Annotated in this window: 8 protein-coding genes; 7 read left to right on the forward strand and 1 reads right to left on the reverse strand. The window is 65.8% G+C overall.

All coding sequences use genetic code 11. The features are described 5' to 3' along the window. A partial coding sequence (locus NTZ26_10845) for a sodium-translocating pyrophosphatase (protein ID MCX6560991.1) occupies nucleotides 1–2288 on the reverse strand: 2288 nt, incomplete at its 3' end. 188 nt (nucleotides 2289–2476) lie between these two features. Between NTZ26_10845 and rbsK the strand changes: the two genes are divergently transcribed. The 7 genes from rbsK to NTZ26_10880 all read left to right on the forward strand — a co-directional run bounded on the left by rbsK (nucleotide 2477) and on the right by NTZ26_10880 (nucleotide 14685). Further along, a complete protein-coding gene (gene rbsK / locus NTZ26_10850) occupies nucleotides 2477–3400 on the forward strand; it encodes a ribokinase (GenBank protein MCX6560992.1) in 924 nt (307 codons plus the stop codon). Between the two features lie 3 nt (nucleotides 3401–3403). Further along, on the forward strand, nucleotides 3404–4207 hold the full coding sequence (locus tag NTZ26_10855; protein ID MCX6560993.1) for a phosphatase PAP2 family protein: 804 nt from the start codon (nucleotides 3404–3406) through the stop codon (nucleotides 4205–4207). 176 nt (nucleotides 4208–4383) lie between these two features. Continuing rightward, nucleotides 4384–5670 (forward strand): Glu/Leu/Phe/Val dehydrogenase, encoded by a 1287-nt coding sequence (locus NTZ26_10860; GenBank protein ID MCX6560994.1) that lies wholly within the window; start codon nucleotides 4384–4386, stop codon nucleotides 5668–5670. 128 nt (nucleotides 5671–5798) lie between these two features. Next, on the forward strand, nucleotides 5799–8576 hold the full coding sequence (locus NTZ26_10865) for a pyruvate, phosphate dikinase (GenBank protein ID MCX6560995.1): 2778 nt from the start codon (nucleotides 5799–5801) through the stop codon (nucleotides 8574–8576). Between the two features lie 54 nt (nucleotides 8577–8630). After that, entirely contained in the window at nucleotides 8631–11096 is a 2466-nt protein-coding gene (locus NTZ26_10870; GenBank protein ID MCX6560996.1) for a glycoside hydrolase family 95 protein, read from the forward strand. Continuing rightward, nucleotides 11093–13363 carry a S9 family peptidase gene (locus NTZ26_10875; GenBank protein ID MCX6560997.1) on the forward strand — a complete coding sequence of 757 codons (2271 nt, stop codon included), beginning with the start codon at nucleotides 11093–11095 and terminating at the stop codon, nucleotides 13361–13363. Before NTZ26_10870 ends, NTZ26_10875 begins: the two co-directional genes overlap by 4 nt. Nucleotides 13364–13557: 194 nt before the next feature. Beyond that, nucleotides 13558–14685: a carbohydrate kinase family protein gene (locus NTZ26_10880; GenBank protein ID MCX6560998.1), complete on the forward strand. Its 1128-nt coding sequence runs from the start codon at nucleotides 13558–13560 to the stop codon at nucleotides 14683–14685. Nucleotides 14686–14697: the final 12 nt, after the last annotated feature.

A 14697-nucleotide genomic window follows, 5' to 3' on the forward strand; every position in this document is an offset into this window, starting at 1 on the left:
GGGGCGTCGCGCTTGCTGCGCAGGATGGCCCAGACCATGATGGCCGCCAGAACGACCACGACGGCGCCCAGGCCCCAGCTCATCTTGCCGTACTTGACGATGACGGGGGCCGCGATCAGGCTGACCATATTGACGACTTTGATCATCGGGTTGAGGGCCGGGCCGGCGGTGTCCTTGAGCGGATCGCCCACTGTGTCGCCGACGACCGAGGCCTTGTGGGCCTCGCAGCCCTTGCCGGTGTTGGCTTCCAAGTCGCGGGGCTGATCCTCGACCGATTTCTTGGCGTTATCCCAGGCCCCGCCGGCGTTGGACATGAACACGGCCAGCAGCTGGCCGCTCAAGATGATCCCGGCCAGGAAGCCGCCCAGGGCCTCGACACCCAGACTCAGGCCGACCGCGAGAGGCATCAGGACGCAGATGATGGCCAGCGGGATGAGCTCCTTCTGGGCGGCCGTGGTGGAGATACCGACGACACGCGCGTAGTCGGGCTTGACCTTGCCTTCCATCAGACCGGGGATGCGGAACTGGCGTCGGACCTCCTCGACGATCAGCCCGGCCGCCCTGGTGACGGCCTTGATCGAGAGCGAGGAAAACAGCCAGGGCAGCGCCCCGCCGAGCAGCAGCCCGACGAAGACGCTGGTCTCGGAGACCCGAATCGAGGTCAGCTTGGGCAAGCCCAGCCGGACTTGGACGATGCCGACGTCGGTGATGAACGAGGCGAATAGCGAAACCGCGGCGATGACGGCCGAGGCGATGGCCACCCCCTTGGTGATGGCCTTGGTCGTGTTGCCGACGGCGTCCAGGTCGGCCATGATCTGGCGGGCCTTCCGCGTCTCCTCGTCGTCCATGTCGTGCCAGGCCATCTCGCCAATGCCGTTGGCATTGTCCGAGATCGGCCCGTACGAGTCCATGGCCACGTTGTTGCCGGTGTGGCTGAGCATGCCGATGCCGATCATGGCCACGGCGTACAGGACATAAAGCGGATTGCCGTAGCCGCCGTACAGGAGCATGGCCCCGATGAAGCTGAGGACGATAACGAATAGGGCCCAAACGGTGGATTCCATGCCCACCGCCAAGCCGGATAGGATGGTCGTGGCCGAGCCGGTCTTGGTCGCCTTGACGATGTCCCTGACCGGCTTCTTCTTGGTCGAGGTGAAGTAGGAGGTCAGCGGGTTGAAGGCCACGGCCAGCCCGACGCCGATCGTCGTCAGCATGGCCATCTTCCAGTCCTTGGCGTAGAGGACGGCCACGACGAAGGCCCAGGCGATGGTGTTGACGCTGGACACTTCGTATGACCGGAACATGGATTCCTCGGCGTCGTGGGACCGCAGGAACTTGACCGGGAACTTCTCCCAGATGGGGACGGTGAAGGTGCCCAGGATCGAGCTGATGACGCCGATGGCCCGGATGATCAGGGGATAAACGATCCACTTCAGGCTGTGGGTGGGGTCGATGGCCATCAGGGCCAACCCCAGGATCAGCCCGGAGACGATCGTCACCTCGTAGCTCTCGAAGATGTCGGCGGCCATGCCGGCGCAGTCGCCGACATTGTCGCCGACCTGGTCGGCGATGACCGCGGCGTTGCGCGGGTCGTCCTCGGGGATGCCCTTCTCGACCTTGCCGACGAGGTCGGCCCCGACGTCGGCGGCCTTGGTGTAGATGCCGCCGCCGACCCGCATGAACAGGGCCAGCAGGGTGCCGCCGAACCCGAACCCGAGCAGGGCGTCGGGGGCGGCCTTGCCGAAGACGATGAAGATCATGGTGCCGCCGAACAGGCCCAGGCCGTCGGTCAGCATGCCCGTGACGGTCCCGGAGTAGTAGGCGATGGTCAGGGCTTCGTTGAAGCTCCGGCGGGCCGCCGAGGCCGCCCGGACGTTGGCCTGAATGGCCATCCGCATGCCGAGCTGGCCGACGATGAGCGAGAAGAGCGCCCCCAGGATAAAGGCAATGGAACGGCCGACGGCGATGATGAGCAGGGTGTTGCGGGGGAACTCCTCGAGTGCCTCCCGGCTGGGCGGGACGATGTAGACGCTTAAAAAGAGGAGGACGGTGAGGAAGGCGATGGACGGCAGGATGGTCTTGAGCTGACGGCCGAGGTAGCTTTCGGCTCCCTCGCTGATGGCCAGCCAGATCTCCTGCATCTTGGCGCTGCCCTTGTCCTTCTTCATGACTTTGCCGCGCAGCATCCAGGCGTAAAACAGGCTGATGAAGGCGACCAGGACGACGCTGAGGATGGCGACTTGTTCGAAGCTGTTGAGCCCGTGGCGGGCCAAGCCGAGCAGGTTCATGCGACCTCCCAAGGCGGATGACGGTAGTTAAAAGGAGCCTATTTTATCGATGCGCCGCCAAAAGTCAATCGGGCCGGCCCGGCGCCTGAGCTCGGTGCCGGACCCCATCCCGTTGATTAGACAATGGATTCCCTTTGCCTTGACAGCGTTCCGGCGGCGTCCTATAGTGGCCGCGGAGAAACGATCCGATGAAGCCGAAGCTCGTCGTCGTCGGCAGCTCGAACACCGACATGATCATCCGGCTGGACTGCCTCCCCCGACCGGGCGAGACCGTAATGGGCGGCGAGTTTGCCATGGCTGCCGGAGGCAAGGGGGCCAACCAGGCCGTCGGGGCCGCTCGGGCCGGCGGCGACGTCACCTTGGTCGCCCGCGTCGGCCGGGACGTTTTCGCCGAGCGGGCCGTAGCGGGCTGGGCGGCCGATCGGATCCGGGCTCAATTCGTGGCCCGCGACCCGATCCGGCCTTCCGGGACCGCGCTGATCTTCGTCGCGGCCGACGGTGAGAACAGCATTGCCGTCGCCTCGGGCGCCAATGCGGCGCTGTCCCCGGCAGACGTGCGGAAGGCTGGGCCGGCAATTGCGGCGGCGCGGGCCGTCCTTCTGTCGCTTGAAATCCCCCTCAATACCGTCCTGGCCGCGGCCGCACTGGCCGCCAAGCGGGGAGTCCCCGTCATCCTCAATCCGGCGCCGGCCCGGCCTTTGCCAGGGGCGCTGTTGCGAATGGTTTCGGTTCTGACCCCCAACGAGACCGAGGCGGAACTGCTGACGGGGATTCCGATCGACGGAGACGCCGCGGCCGGCCGGGCGGCCGATCGTCTGCTCCGCCGCGGCGTCCGCCGTGCCGTCGTCATCACCCTAGGGAAAAGGGGCGCCTTCGTCGCCGGCCCCGGGTTGCGGCGCCGGATCGCGGGCTTCCGCGTCCGGGCCGTCGATACTACCGCCGCCGGCGATATCTTCAACGGCGCCCTGGCCGTGGCCTTGGCCGAGGGCTGGGATCTCGAGGCCGCGGTCCGTTTTGCCAACGCGGCCGCTGCGCTCTCCGTGACCCGGCCCGGCGCCCAGCCCTCGGCCCCCCGCCGTGACGAGATTAAAAAACTGTTGGCGGGACGCTGACGGATGGATCAAAACGAGAGGTCATCGCGAGTGCGCGGCGACGCTTCGTCGTCCTCGTCGCGACAAGCGCAAGCCAGTCGCCGCGAGGGCAACCTCTCAAATTTCTTAACCCCCCGCGTTCTGGCCCTCCTGGTCTCCGGCCTGCTTGTGGCGATCGTCCTGGCTTTTATCTTTGCCCGCCAGGATTTGGCCCTCTCGTCCGCCGCCCAGGCTTTGCCCAATTCACATGCCGATTTCTCGTTCTGGTGGCTGGTCAATTATTACGGCGAGGTCCCGACCTGGACGATCGTGATCATGGCCGCCCTGACTTACCTGGCGTCCTTCGTTTCCGGTCGCCTGGAGAAGACCCTGGCCAGGTACCGTCCCCATCTGGCTTTCCTCCTTCTGACGGCCGCCCTGGCCCCGGGGCTTCTGGACCAGGGGCTGAAGGCCATTATCCGCCGGCCCCGGCCTGGCGACGGCCTTGGGTTTCTGCCGCTGTTTAAAATCGGACCGGCGGCCCACGACAACGGCTTTCCCAGCGGGCATACCGCGGCCGCCTTCGTTCTGTTGGCCATGGCCTTTCTTGTCCCGCGGACCAAACCTGTGCTCCGGGCCGTCGTGGGGGCCGGATTTTTCATTTGGGGCGCGGCGGTCGGCCTGGCCCGCGTCGTCTACGGCGTCCACTACCCGAGCGATGTCCTGTTCGGCGCGCTTCTGACGCTGACCGTGGAGATCGTCCTGTGGGGTGCGGTCTTCCGGCGCCGGATCGCGGCGGCGGATTCGCCCGGCGCCGGGGGGAGCGACGGCCTGGTCCACGCTCAGTAGGTCGATTTCGTTCCGAACCTCCGGCTCGGGCCCCCGAAAACCGCGCCCGGATTTGACTTAAAAGCCCCGTTTCGATAAACTACTTATTTCCCCGGACCGGAAAATCGCCTGCCGAAGGACTCTCGGCCCGGAGGATGAAATCATCTTAAATAATAGAATCTCTCAGGAGGAGATGTATGGACAAAAAGCCGTTCAACGCCTTCGAGATGGCGCAGCAGCAGTTCGACTCCGTGGCCGAAAAGCTGGGCCTGGACCAGGCCACCCGGGACTTGCTCCGGCGGCCCATCCGCGAGTACCACTTCCTCGTCCCCGTCCGCATGGACGATGGCAGCTACAAGGTCTTCCAAGGCTTCCGCTGCCAGCATAGCGACGCCCGCGGCCCCTGCAAGGGCGGCATCCGCTTCCACCCCCACGAAACGATCGACACCGTCCGGGCCCTGGCCATGTGGATGACCTGGAAGACGGCCGTGGTCGACATCCCGCTCGGCGGCGGCAAGGGCGGCGTCATCTGCGACCCGCACAACCTCAGCGACCGGGAGCAGGAGCTCATCTGCCGCGGCTGGATCCGCCAGGTGGCCATGAACGTCGGTCATGAGCAGGACGTCCCCGCGCCCGACGTCATGACCCACGGCCAGCACATGCTCTGGATGCTGGACGAGTTCGAGAAGATCCGCGGCGCCAAGTTCCCCGGCTTCATCACCGGCAAGCCGGTGGGCATGGGCGGCTCGCTCGGCCGGACCGAGGCCACCGGGTACGGCGTCATGTACACCGTCCGCGAGGCTATGAAGGAGCTGGGGATCGACATCAAGAAGTCGGTCGGCGCCTTCCAGGGCTTCGGCAACGTCTCCCAATATGCCGTCAAGCTGTTCCGGGAATACGGCGGCAAGGCCGTCTGCGTCTCCTGCTGGGACCAGACCGACCAGGCCTCCTACACGATCAAGCGCGAAAGCGGCATCGATCCCGACGAGCTGATGGCCATCACCGACAAATTCGGGGCGATCGACAAGGCCAAGGCCCGCAAGGCCGGCTACGAGATCCTGGCCGGCGACGCCTGGATCGAGCAGGAGGCCGACCTCCTGGTGCCCGCGGCTCTGGAGAACCAGATCACCGGCTCCAACGTCGGCAAGATCCACAAGCGCGTCCGCTTGATCGCCGAGGGCGCCAACGGCCCGACGACCCCCGAGGCCGACGCCGAGATCCAGAAGCGCGGCATTTTCATGATCCCCGACTTCCTGTGCAATGCGGGCGGCGTCACCTGCAGCTACTTCGAGCAGGTCCAGAACAACATGAACTATTACTGGACCCGGGAAGAAGTTTTGACCCGCCTGGACGAAAAGATGACGGCCGGCTTCAAGGCCGTCTCCGACCTGGCCCGCAAGAAGGGCGTCTACATGCGCGAAGCGGCCTACATGATCGCCGTCCAGCGCGTCGCCCAGGCCTGCCACCTGCGCGGCTGGGTCTGATCCCGGCTCGGCCCGCGCCGCTTTTCCCCGGCCTGTCCACTCCTGCTTCCGCAGGGGTGGGCAGGCCGGTTTTCTCTTCCTCCCGCCCGCCCCTCATGATAGGATACCTGCATCCAACGGAGGCGGGCATGGGCACAAGCAATTCGGCGGCCGGACTCCCCGGAGGGCCGCTGCGCGAGCGGGTCAAGGAGCTGGAGTGCCTCCAGCGGATTGTGGCCATCCTCGAGACGCCCGGCTTGTCTTCCGAGAAGATCCTGCAGGGAGTGGTGAACACCATCCCCATGGGTTGGCAGTACGCCGACCTGTGCCGGGCCCGGATCAAGTACCATAAGGCCGTCTTCCACACCCCCGGCTTCGAGGAGACCCGCTGGACCCTGCGCGTCCCGTTGAAAACTCACGGCGCGCCGTCCGGCTGGGTCGAAGTCTGCTACAGCGACAATCTCCCGATCAGCCGCGAGGATCCCTTCCTGTTGGAGGAGAAGAAGCTCATCGAGCTCATCGGAAACCGATTGGGCCGCCAGTTCGAAGAATGGGAAGGGACTCTTCCGATCGACGGGACCTGTGTGCTCGTCGATCCGGCCGCCCGGCGCAAGCCCGACTGGCAGGTCATCCTGGACCTCATCCGAGAGACGGACCCGATGCTCTACCGGCGCGTCCTGCGGCGGCTGATGAACCACCTCCACTGGCAGGGTGTCCCGGGCGTCCAGGGTCTGCTCTACCACCTGACGCCCGATGCCTATGCCCGGGCCGAGGACGAGGGGGAGGACAATCAGCCCCACCCCAAGCAGAATGTCGAGCGTCTGGACAAGGTCTTCGAGGAGGCTCTCTGGATCGCCTCGCTGGCCTTGCCCGATGCCGAGCTGGCCGGGCTGATCAAGCAGTGGATGCGCCAGGACAAGCTGGGCTTCTTCATGGTCGCCACCGAAAAGCGGGAGATCTCGCTGGTCGAGATCAAGGAGATCGTCAACCGCTTCTGCCGTTCGACCCGGGAGGCCGAGCAGGCCCTGTCCGCGGCCGACGATCTGCAGGCCCGGATCGCGCTGGTCCGGCGGTTTCTCAGCGAGCGCCTGCAGTTCATCCGGATCGCCCGCGAGCACCTCTCGGTCCACGACTTCGGCCGCCTCCTGCCGCGGGTCTTCGGCCCCAGCCAGGGCACCGGCAAGCTGGGCGGCAAGTCCGCCGGCATGGTTCTGGCCGAGCACATCCTGCGGACCAAGGTCCGGACCGATCCGGCCATCGGCGAGTTCAAGACCCCCGAATCCTGGTTCGTCGCCTCGGACGGGCTGATGGACTTCATCCACTACAACTTCCTGGAGGACTTCCAGAGCTTCAAGTTCCAGCCGATCGAGGAGATCCGCCACAACTTCCCCTACCTCGAGCAGGTCTGCAAGCAGTCCTTCTTCTCGCCCGAGATGCACTCCCAGCTCAAGCTCATCCTGGAGGACGCCGGGGAGATGCCGCTCATCGTCCGCTCTTCGAGCCTCCTCGAGGACAGCCGGGGATCGGCTTTCTCGGGCAAATATCGCAGCCTCTTCCTGGCCAACACCGGCACCAAGGAAGAGCGCCTAGCCGCCCTGATCGACGCCGTGGCCGAGGTCTATGCCTCGATCTTCAACCCCGATGCCATCCAGTACCGGTCCGAGCGCGGCCTGCTCGACTATTACGAAGAGATGGGCGTCCTTATCCAGCGGGTCGTCGGGACCCGGGTGGGGAAGTATTTCTTCCCGGCCTTTGCCGGGGTCGCCTTCAACAACAACGAATTCCGCTGGTCGCCCCGCATCCGCCGCGAGGACGGCGTCCTGCGCCTGGTGACGGGCCTGGGGACCCGGGCCGTCGACCGGGTGGGCAACGATTATCCCGTGCTCATCAGCCCCGGCCAGCCCGGGCTCAAGGTCAACCAGACGCCGGAACAGATCGTCCACTATTCCCAACGCTCCATCGACGTCATCAACCTGGAGACGCGCCGCTTCGAGACCCACCCCATCGAGGCCCTCGTTCGCGAAGTCGGGACGGACTACCCGCTCTGGGACCGCATCCTCTCGGTCTGGGACGGCAACGTCGTCCGCCGCGCCAACAAGGCCCTGGACGAGCCCGGCGGGAACGAGGCCGTCGTCACCTTCGCTGGCCTGTTCGAGGCGACGCCCTTCCTCAAACAGATGCGCGAGATCATGCGGGCCCTGCGCGAAACCTTCGGGATGCCCATGGACATCGAGTTTGCCCACGACGGCAAAGACCTCTACATTCTGCAATGCCGGCCGCAAAGCCGGCTGGACGAGGAAGAGCCGGTGGCCATCCCGGCCTGGGTGCCGGAGAAGAAGAAGCTCTTCTCCGCCGCCAAGTACGTGACCAATGCCCATGTCCACGGCATCCGGACGGTCGTCTATGTCGACCCCGAGCAGTATGGCCAGATCACCTCGCTGGCCGATATGGTGGCCGTCGGGGACGCCGTGTCCCGGCTCAACTCGCTCCTCCCGCGCCGGTCGTTCATCCTGATGGGGCCGGGCCGCTGGGGGAGCCGGGGCGACATCAAGCTGGGCGTCAAGGTGACCTATTCGGACATCAATAATTCTGCCATGCTGATCGAGATCGCCCGCAAAATCGGCAACTACGTCCCGGACCTGTCCTTCGGGACCCATTTCTTCCAGGATCTGGTCGAAGCCCGCATCCGCTACCTGGCCCTTTACCCGGACGATGAGGGGGCGGTCTTTGCCCAGGACTTCTTCCGCGCCTCGCCCAACGCTCTGGCCGATCTTCTGCCCGAGTACGAGTATCTCTCGCCGGTGCTGCGGGTGATCGACGTCCCCGCCGTGGCCGAAGGCCAGGAGATCCGGGTCGTGATGGATGGGGAGCGCGATATGGCCCTGGGCTTCCTATGCGACCCGACCTCGGGCCAATGCCGGCCGTGACGCCGCCTTGAGCGCCGGCGCCTCGCCGTATTCCCGTGAAGGAGCCGATTGGCCATGAAAATGCGCCCGCCCGCGATCATCTTCGCTCTCCTGACGATCCGGCTCCTCGCTCCCGCCGGTCCGGCGGCGGCGGCCCAGGACGCCGCTCGCGGCTTGGTCCTGTGGTACTCCCATCCGGCCGAAAAGTGGGAAAACGCGCTTCCGGTCGGCAACGGCCGGCTGGGGGCCATGGTCTTCGGCCGGACCGAGGAAGAGCGCATCACGCTCAATGAAGACACCCTCTGGTCGGGCGGCCCTTATTCCACGGTCGTCAAGGGAGCGGCGGAAGCCCTGCCCGAAATCCAACGCCTGATTTTCGCCGGGGAATACCGGAAGGCCCACACTCTGTTCGGGCGCCGCTTGATGGGCTACCCCGTCGAGCAGATGAAATATCAACCCCTGGCCGACTTGATCCTGACGCTTCCGGCCGACGTCCCGGCCGCGAACTATCGGCATCAGCTCGACCTGGACGAGGCCATTGCCGCGACGAGCTTCACCAAGGGCGGCGTCCGCTACGTCCGGGAAGTCTTCGCCAGCCCGGTCGACCAGGTCGTCGTCGTCCGTCTGACCGCCGATCGGCCCGGCCGGATTTCGTTCAGAGCGCAGCTCCGGGGCTTTCGCAACGCCGCCCATTCCAACTACGCCACGGATTACTTCCGGATGGACGGCTTGGGGCCCGACGGCCTCGTTCTGAACGGGAAATCCGCCGCTTATATGGGGGTCGAGGGCCGGCTCCGTTACCAGGCCCGGCTTAAGGCCGTCGCCGAGGGCGGATCGGTGCGTGTCGTCGGGGACGAGCTGTTTGTCGACGACGCCGACGCCGCAACCCTGCTCATTGCCGCGGCGACAAGCTTTGTGAGCTACAAGGATGTTGGCGGCGATCCGGCCGCCCGAGTCGCGGCCGTCCTGCGGGCCGCGGCGGGCAAGCCCTTCGCCGCTCTCCGCGAAGATCATCTGCGGGAGCACCGCCGGCTGTTCCGGCGCGTCCGTTGGAGCCTGCCTGTCTCCGCCGAATCCGAGCTTCCCACCGACCAGCGGCTCAAGGCCTTCGACGGGAGGAACGACCCCGCCTTGGCCGCCCTCGTCTTTCAGTTCGGGCGCTATCTGCTGATTTCCTCCTCCCGTCCGGGGGACGAGCCGGCCAACCTACAGGGGATCTGGAACAAGGATTCCAACCCGATGTGGGACTCGAAGTACACGACCAACATCAACACCGAGATGAACTACTGGCCGGCCGAAGTCGGGAACTTGGGCGAGTGCGCCGAGCCGCTCTTCCGGATGATCCGGGAACTGACGGACCAAGGCGCCCAGGTGGCCCGCGAGCACTACGGCGCCAAGGGCTGGGTCCACCATCAGAATACGGACTTGTGGCGGGTGGCCGCTCCCATGGACGGCCCGAGCTGGGGCGCCTTCACGACCGGCGGGGCCTGGCTCTGCACCCATCTTTGGGAGCACTATCTTTACACCGGGGACGAGGCCTTCCTGAAGGAATTTTATCCCGTCCTGCGGGGCGCCGCGGAGTTCTTCCTCGATTTTCTCGTCCCGCATCCCCGTTTGGGTTGGCTGGTGACGAATCCGTCGACCTCGCCCGAGAACTTTCCGGCCGGGCCGGCGGCGGTGAAGTTTTTCGACGAGATCACCGGCTTCATGACCGGGACCTCGATCGCGGCCGGGTCGGCGATCGATATGCAGATCGTCGGCGAGCTGTTCGCCGAGGCCGCCCGGGCCTCCGAGATCCTGGGCCTCGATCCGGACTTCCGGCGGAAGGTCCTCGCCGCCAAAGCCCGCCTGGCCCCGCCGCAAATCGGGCGCAACGGCAACCTCCAGGAATGGCTCGAGGATTGGGACGAGACCGAGAAGAGCCATCGCCACATTTCTGGGCTCTGGGGACTGTTCCCCGGCAAGGAGATTTCGGCACACCGGACGCCGGCCTTGGCCAAAGGGGCGGAAGTCGTCCTGGAGCAGAGGGGCCTACCGGGCAACGGTTGGTCCTCGGCCTGGAAGGCGGCCTGCTGGGCCCGGCTGGGAAACGCTGCGAAAGCCATGGACAACTTCGCCTATGCCGCGCGGAAATATACGACCGACAGCCTGTTTTCAATCTGTTCGGGAGCGATGCAGGTGGACGGCGCCTTCGGCTTCGCTGCGGCGCTGGCCGAGCTGATCCTGCAGTCGCACGAAGGCGAGATCTCACTTCTGCCCGCCCTGCCCGCGGCCTGGACCGAGGGCGAGGCGGCCGGGCTTCTGGCTCGCGGCGGCTTCGAGGTCGGACTTCGTTGGCAGGGGGGCCGTTTGGCGGAAGCCTCGATCCTGTCCAAGCTCGGCCGGGTCTGCCGGGTCCGGACGCAAAGTCCGGCCGCGGCGACCGAAGCCGGGAACGCCGTCCGCGCGGCCCACCCGGAGCTCGGAGTCATCGAGTTTCCGAGCGAACCCGGGAAGACCTATGTCGTGAAATTGACAGACCAAGGAGTCCAACGGCCATGAAAACGCGCGCCCCTCGAATCGTTCTCGCTGTCCTGGCGATCGGGGCCTTTCTCTCCATCGGGATGATGTCCCAGGAGAAAGCCGCCGACGCTTCGCTATTGACTCTCGATCGCATTTTTGCCTCCCGCGACTTCGCGGCCGAGCGGTTCGGCCCGGCCCGCTGGATGAGGGACGGCGAGACGTACACGACGTTGGAGCCGAGTCCCGATCTTAAAGGCGGACGCGACCTGGTTCTGTATCGCGCCGTGTCCGGCCTCAAGTCCGTGCTTGTCCCGGCGGTGAAGCTCGTGCCGACCGGGGCCTCCGACCCCATCGCCATCGAGAGCTACGAATGGTCGCCCGACGGCAAGGTCCTGATCCTCTTCACCAATTCCAAGCGCGTCTGGCGGCAGAATACGCGCGGTGATTTCTGGACCTACGAGATGAGCACGGGCCGGCTCCGCCGGCTGGGCCGGGAATTTGAGCCGTCGAGCCTGATGTTCGCCAAGCTCTCGCCCGACGGGCGGAACGCCGCCTATGTCGTCAGGAACGACATCTATATCGAGGACCTGGCTTCCGGGACGGTCAATCGGCTGACCTTCGACGGGAACGACGAGATCATCAACGGCACTTCGGACTGGGTCTACGAGGAGGAGTTCAGCCTGCGGGATGGGTTCCGCTGGAGCCCCGACAGCGCGCTCATCGCCTTCTGGCGGTTCGACACGCGGGGCGTTCCGGTCTTCACCATGATCGACAACACCAGCGCCCTCTATCCCCGGACGATCAGCTTCAAGTATCCCAAGGCCGGGCAGAGGAATTCCGCCGTCCGGATCGGTGTCGTGCCGGTCTCGGGCGGGTATCCCGTCTGGATGAAGGCGCCGGGCGATCCCCGCGACACGTACATTCCCCGCATGGACTGGGCTGGTAATTCCCGCGAAGTCGTCTTTCAGCACCTCAACCGGCTTCAGAACACCAACACCGTGCTGATCGCCGACTCCGCCACCGGCGCGGCAAGGACCGTCTTCGTCGACAAAGACGAGGCCTGGGTCGAGACCATGGACGATTTCGTCTGGTTGGGCGGCGGCAAATCATTATTCTGGCTGAGCGAGCGGGACGGGTGGCGCCATGCCTATGCGATCTCCCGCGACGGGAAGGACGTCCGCCTTCTGACGCCCGGCGAGTACGACGTGGTCGGCGTCGATGCCGTCGACGACGCGGGCGGCCGGCTCTACGTCACGGCTTCGCCCGAGGACGCGACCAAGCGGTTTCTCTACCGGGTCCGGATGGACGGCGAGGGCAAGCCCGAGCGGATCGGCCCGCCGGTCGCGCGCGGCGTCCATCGGTTCGACATCTCGCCTTCGGGGAAATGGGCCTTCCACAGCTATTCGCTCCTCGATGCGCCGCCCGTGACCGAGCTGGTCGGCCTGCCCAAAGGGGAGACGGTTCGGCCTCTGGCGCCCAACACGGCGCTCGCGGCTAAAGTCGAGGCGCTTAAACGGAGGCGGGCCGAATACCTGAAGCTCGACATCGGCGGCGGCGTCCAGGTGGATGCCTGGCGTATTCTTCCGCCCGATTTCGACCCGGCCAAGAAATATCCCCTTTTCATCTATGTGTATGGCGAGCCGGCCGGCCAGACCGTGCAAGACAATTGGGGCGGGAGCGGCTACCTGTGGCATCTGATGTTGGCCCAGCAGGGCTATGTCGTGGCCAGCTTCGACAACCACGGCACGCCGGCTCCGCGCGGCCGCGCCTGGCGCAAGAGCATCTACCGCCAGATCGGCATCCTGGCCTCGGCCGATCAGGCCGCGGCGGCCCGGGCCGCCATCGCGGCCTGGCCGTTCATCGACCCGGATCGGGTCGGGATCTGGGGCTGGAGCGGCGGCGGGTCCATGACCCTCAACGCGCTCTTCCGCTACCCCGACCTTTACAAGACGGGCGTCTCGGTGGCGTCGGTTCCCGACCAGCGCTTCTACGACTCGATCTACCAGGAGCGCTACATGGGCCTGCCCAAGGACAATCCCGACGGCTTCCGGGACGGCTCGCCGATCACCTTCGCCAAAGAGCTCCGGGGGAATCTCCTTATCGTCCACGGCACGGGGGACGACAACGTCCACTATCAGGGTTTCGAGACGCTGGTCAACGAGCTGGTGGCAAACAACCGTCCATTCCAAATGCTGTCCTATCCCAACCGGACCCACGGCATCTCGGAGGGGCGGGGGACGACCCTCCATCTCTACACGGCCATGACTGCGTTTCTCAAAGAAAAGCTCCCGCCCGGGCCGAAATAGCCGCCGCGTGCCTTGACTTCGCGGGTAGCCGATCATATATTCCGTTCCGCCCAAGGGCGGACTCCATGACGCGACGATCGGCGAAAGCAAATCCGGACGGAATCAAGCGCCCGTCAATTGCCGCGCGGGGCCGAATTGTCGTGGCCGGGCACATTTGCCTGGATATCATCCCGGAATTTTTGGCGGAAGCTCATTTGAACTCTTCTGCCGGTCCGATCTTCAAGCCTGGGGGACTCGTCAGGGTCGGCCCGGCGCTCCATGCCACCGGCGGTGTGGTCTCCAATACGGGGCTGGCTCTGCACCGGCTGGGCTTCGAGCCGCGCCTCGTCGGCCGCGTCGGCGACGACTGGATCGGGCGGGAAATCTTGGCCATCCTGCGCTCCCACGGCGCCCGGTTCGTCGCCGGCATGCGAATCGTCAGCGGGGATCAGTCCTCCTACACGATCGTTCTCAGCCCGCCCGGCGTCGACCGGATCTTCCTCCATTGTCCCGGTGCCAACGACGCGTTTTCGGCCGCGGACGTCGATCCCGCCCGTCTGGGCGCGGCCCGCTTGTTCCACTTCGGATATCCGCCCGTCATGCGACGGATGTATGGCGACGCCGGACGGGAATTGGCCCTGCTTTTCCGCCGCGTCAAGCGCCGGGGACTGGTCACGTCCCTGGACATGGCCGGCATCGACGCTTCGTCCGAGGCGGGCCGTGTGGACTGGGACGCTCTGCTACGCAATGTTTTGCCCTTCGTGGATTTATTCCTGCCCAGTATCGACGAGATGGTCCAGATGCTGGCGCCGGAGCTTGTCGGGAAACCAGGTGATCAGCCCGACCGGGACGATCCATCGGGCATCGTGGACGGCCCGCTTTTGCGTGCCCTGGCCGATCGGCTGCTCGGCTATGGCGCGGCGGTCGTGGGTCTCAAGCTGGGGACGCGGGGATTTTATCTGCGGACGACGGCGGACCGAGCCCGATTGGCCGGGACGGCCCGGGCCCTCCCGCTCCGTCCGGAAGTCTGGCTGGATCGGGAACTGTTGGTTCCCAGCTTCCGTGTTCGCGTCGCCGGCACGACCGGGGCCGGCGATTGCGCCATCGCCGGCTTCCTGGCCGCCGTTATGCGCGGGCTCGGCCCCGAGGACGCCCTGCGAAGCGCCGCGGGCGCCGGAGCCTGTTGCGTCGAGAAAGCCGATGCCGTGAGCGGCGTCCCTTCCTGGTCCGCTCTGTGGAAACGCCTGAACGCCGGCTGGTCTCGGTATCCGATCGATCTGCCGCTTCCCGGCTGGCGCTGGGATAATGACTTGCGCCTTTGGCGCGGTCCCGGAGAAAGATGAATAAAATCTATC

It is taken from the genome of Candidatus Aminicenantes bacterium, assembly GCA_026393855.1.
Taxonomy (GTDB): Bacteria; Acidobacteriota; Aminicenantia; order Aminicenantales; family UBA4085; genus UBA4085.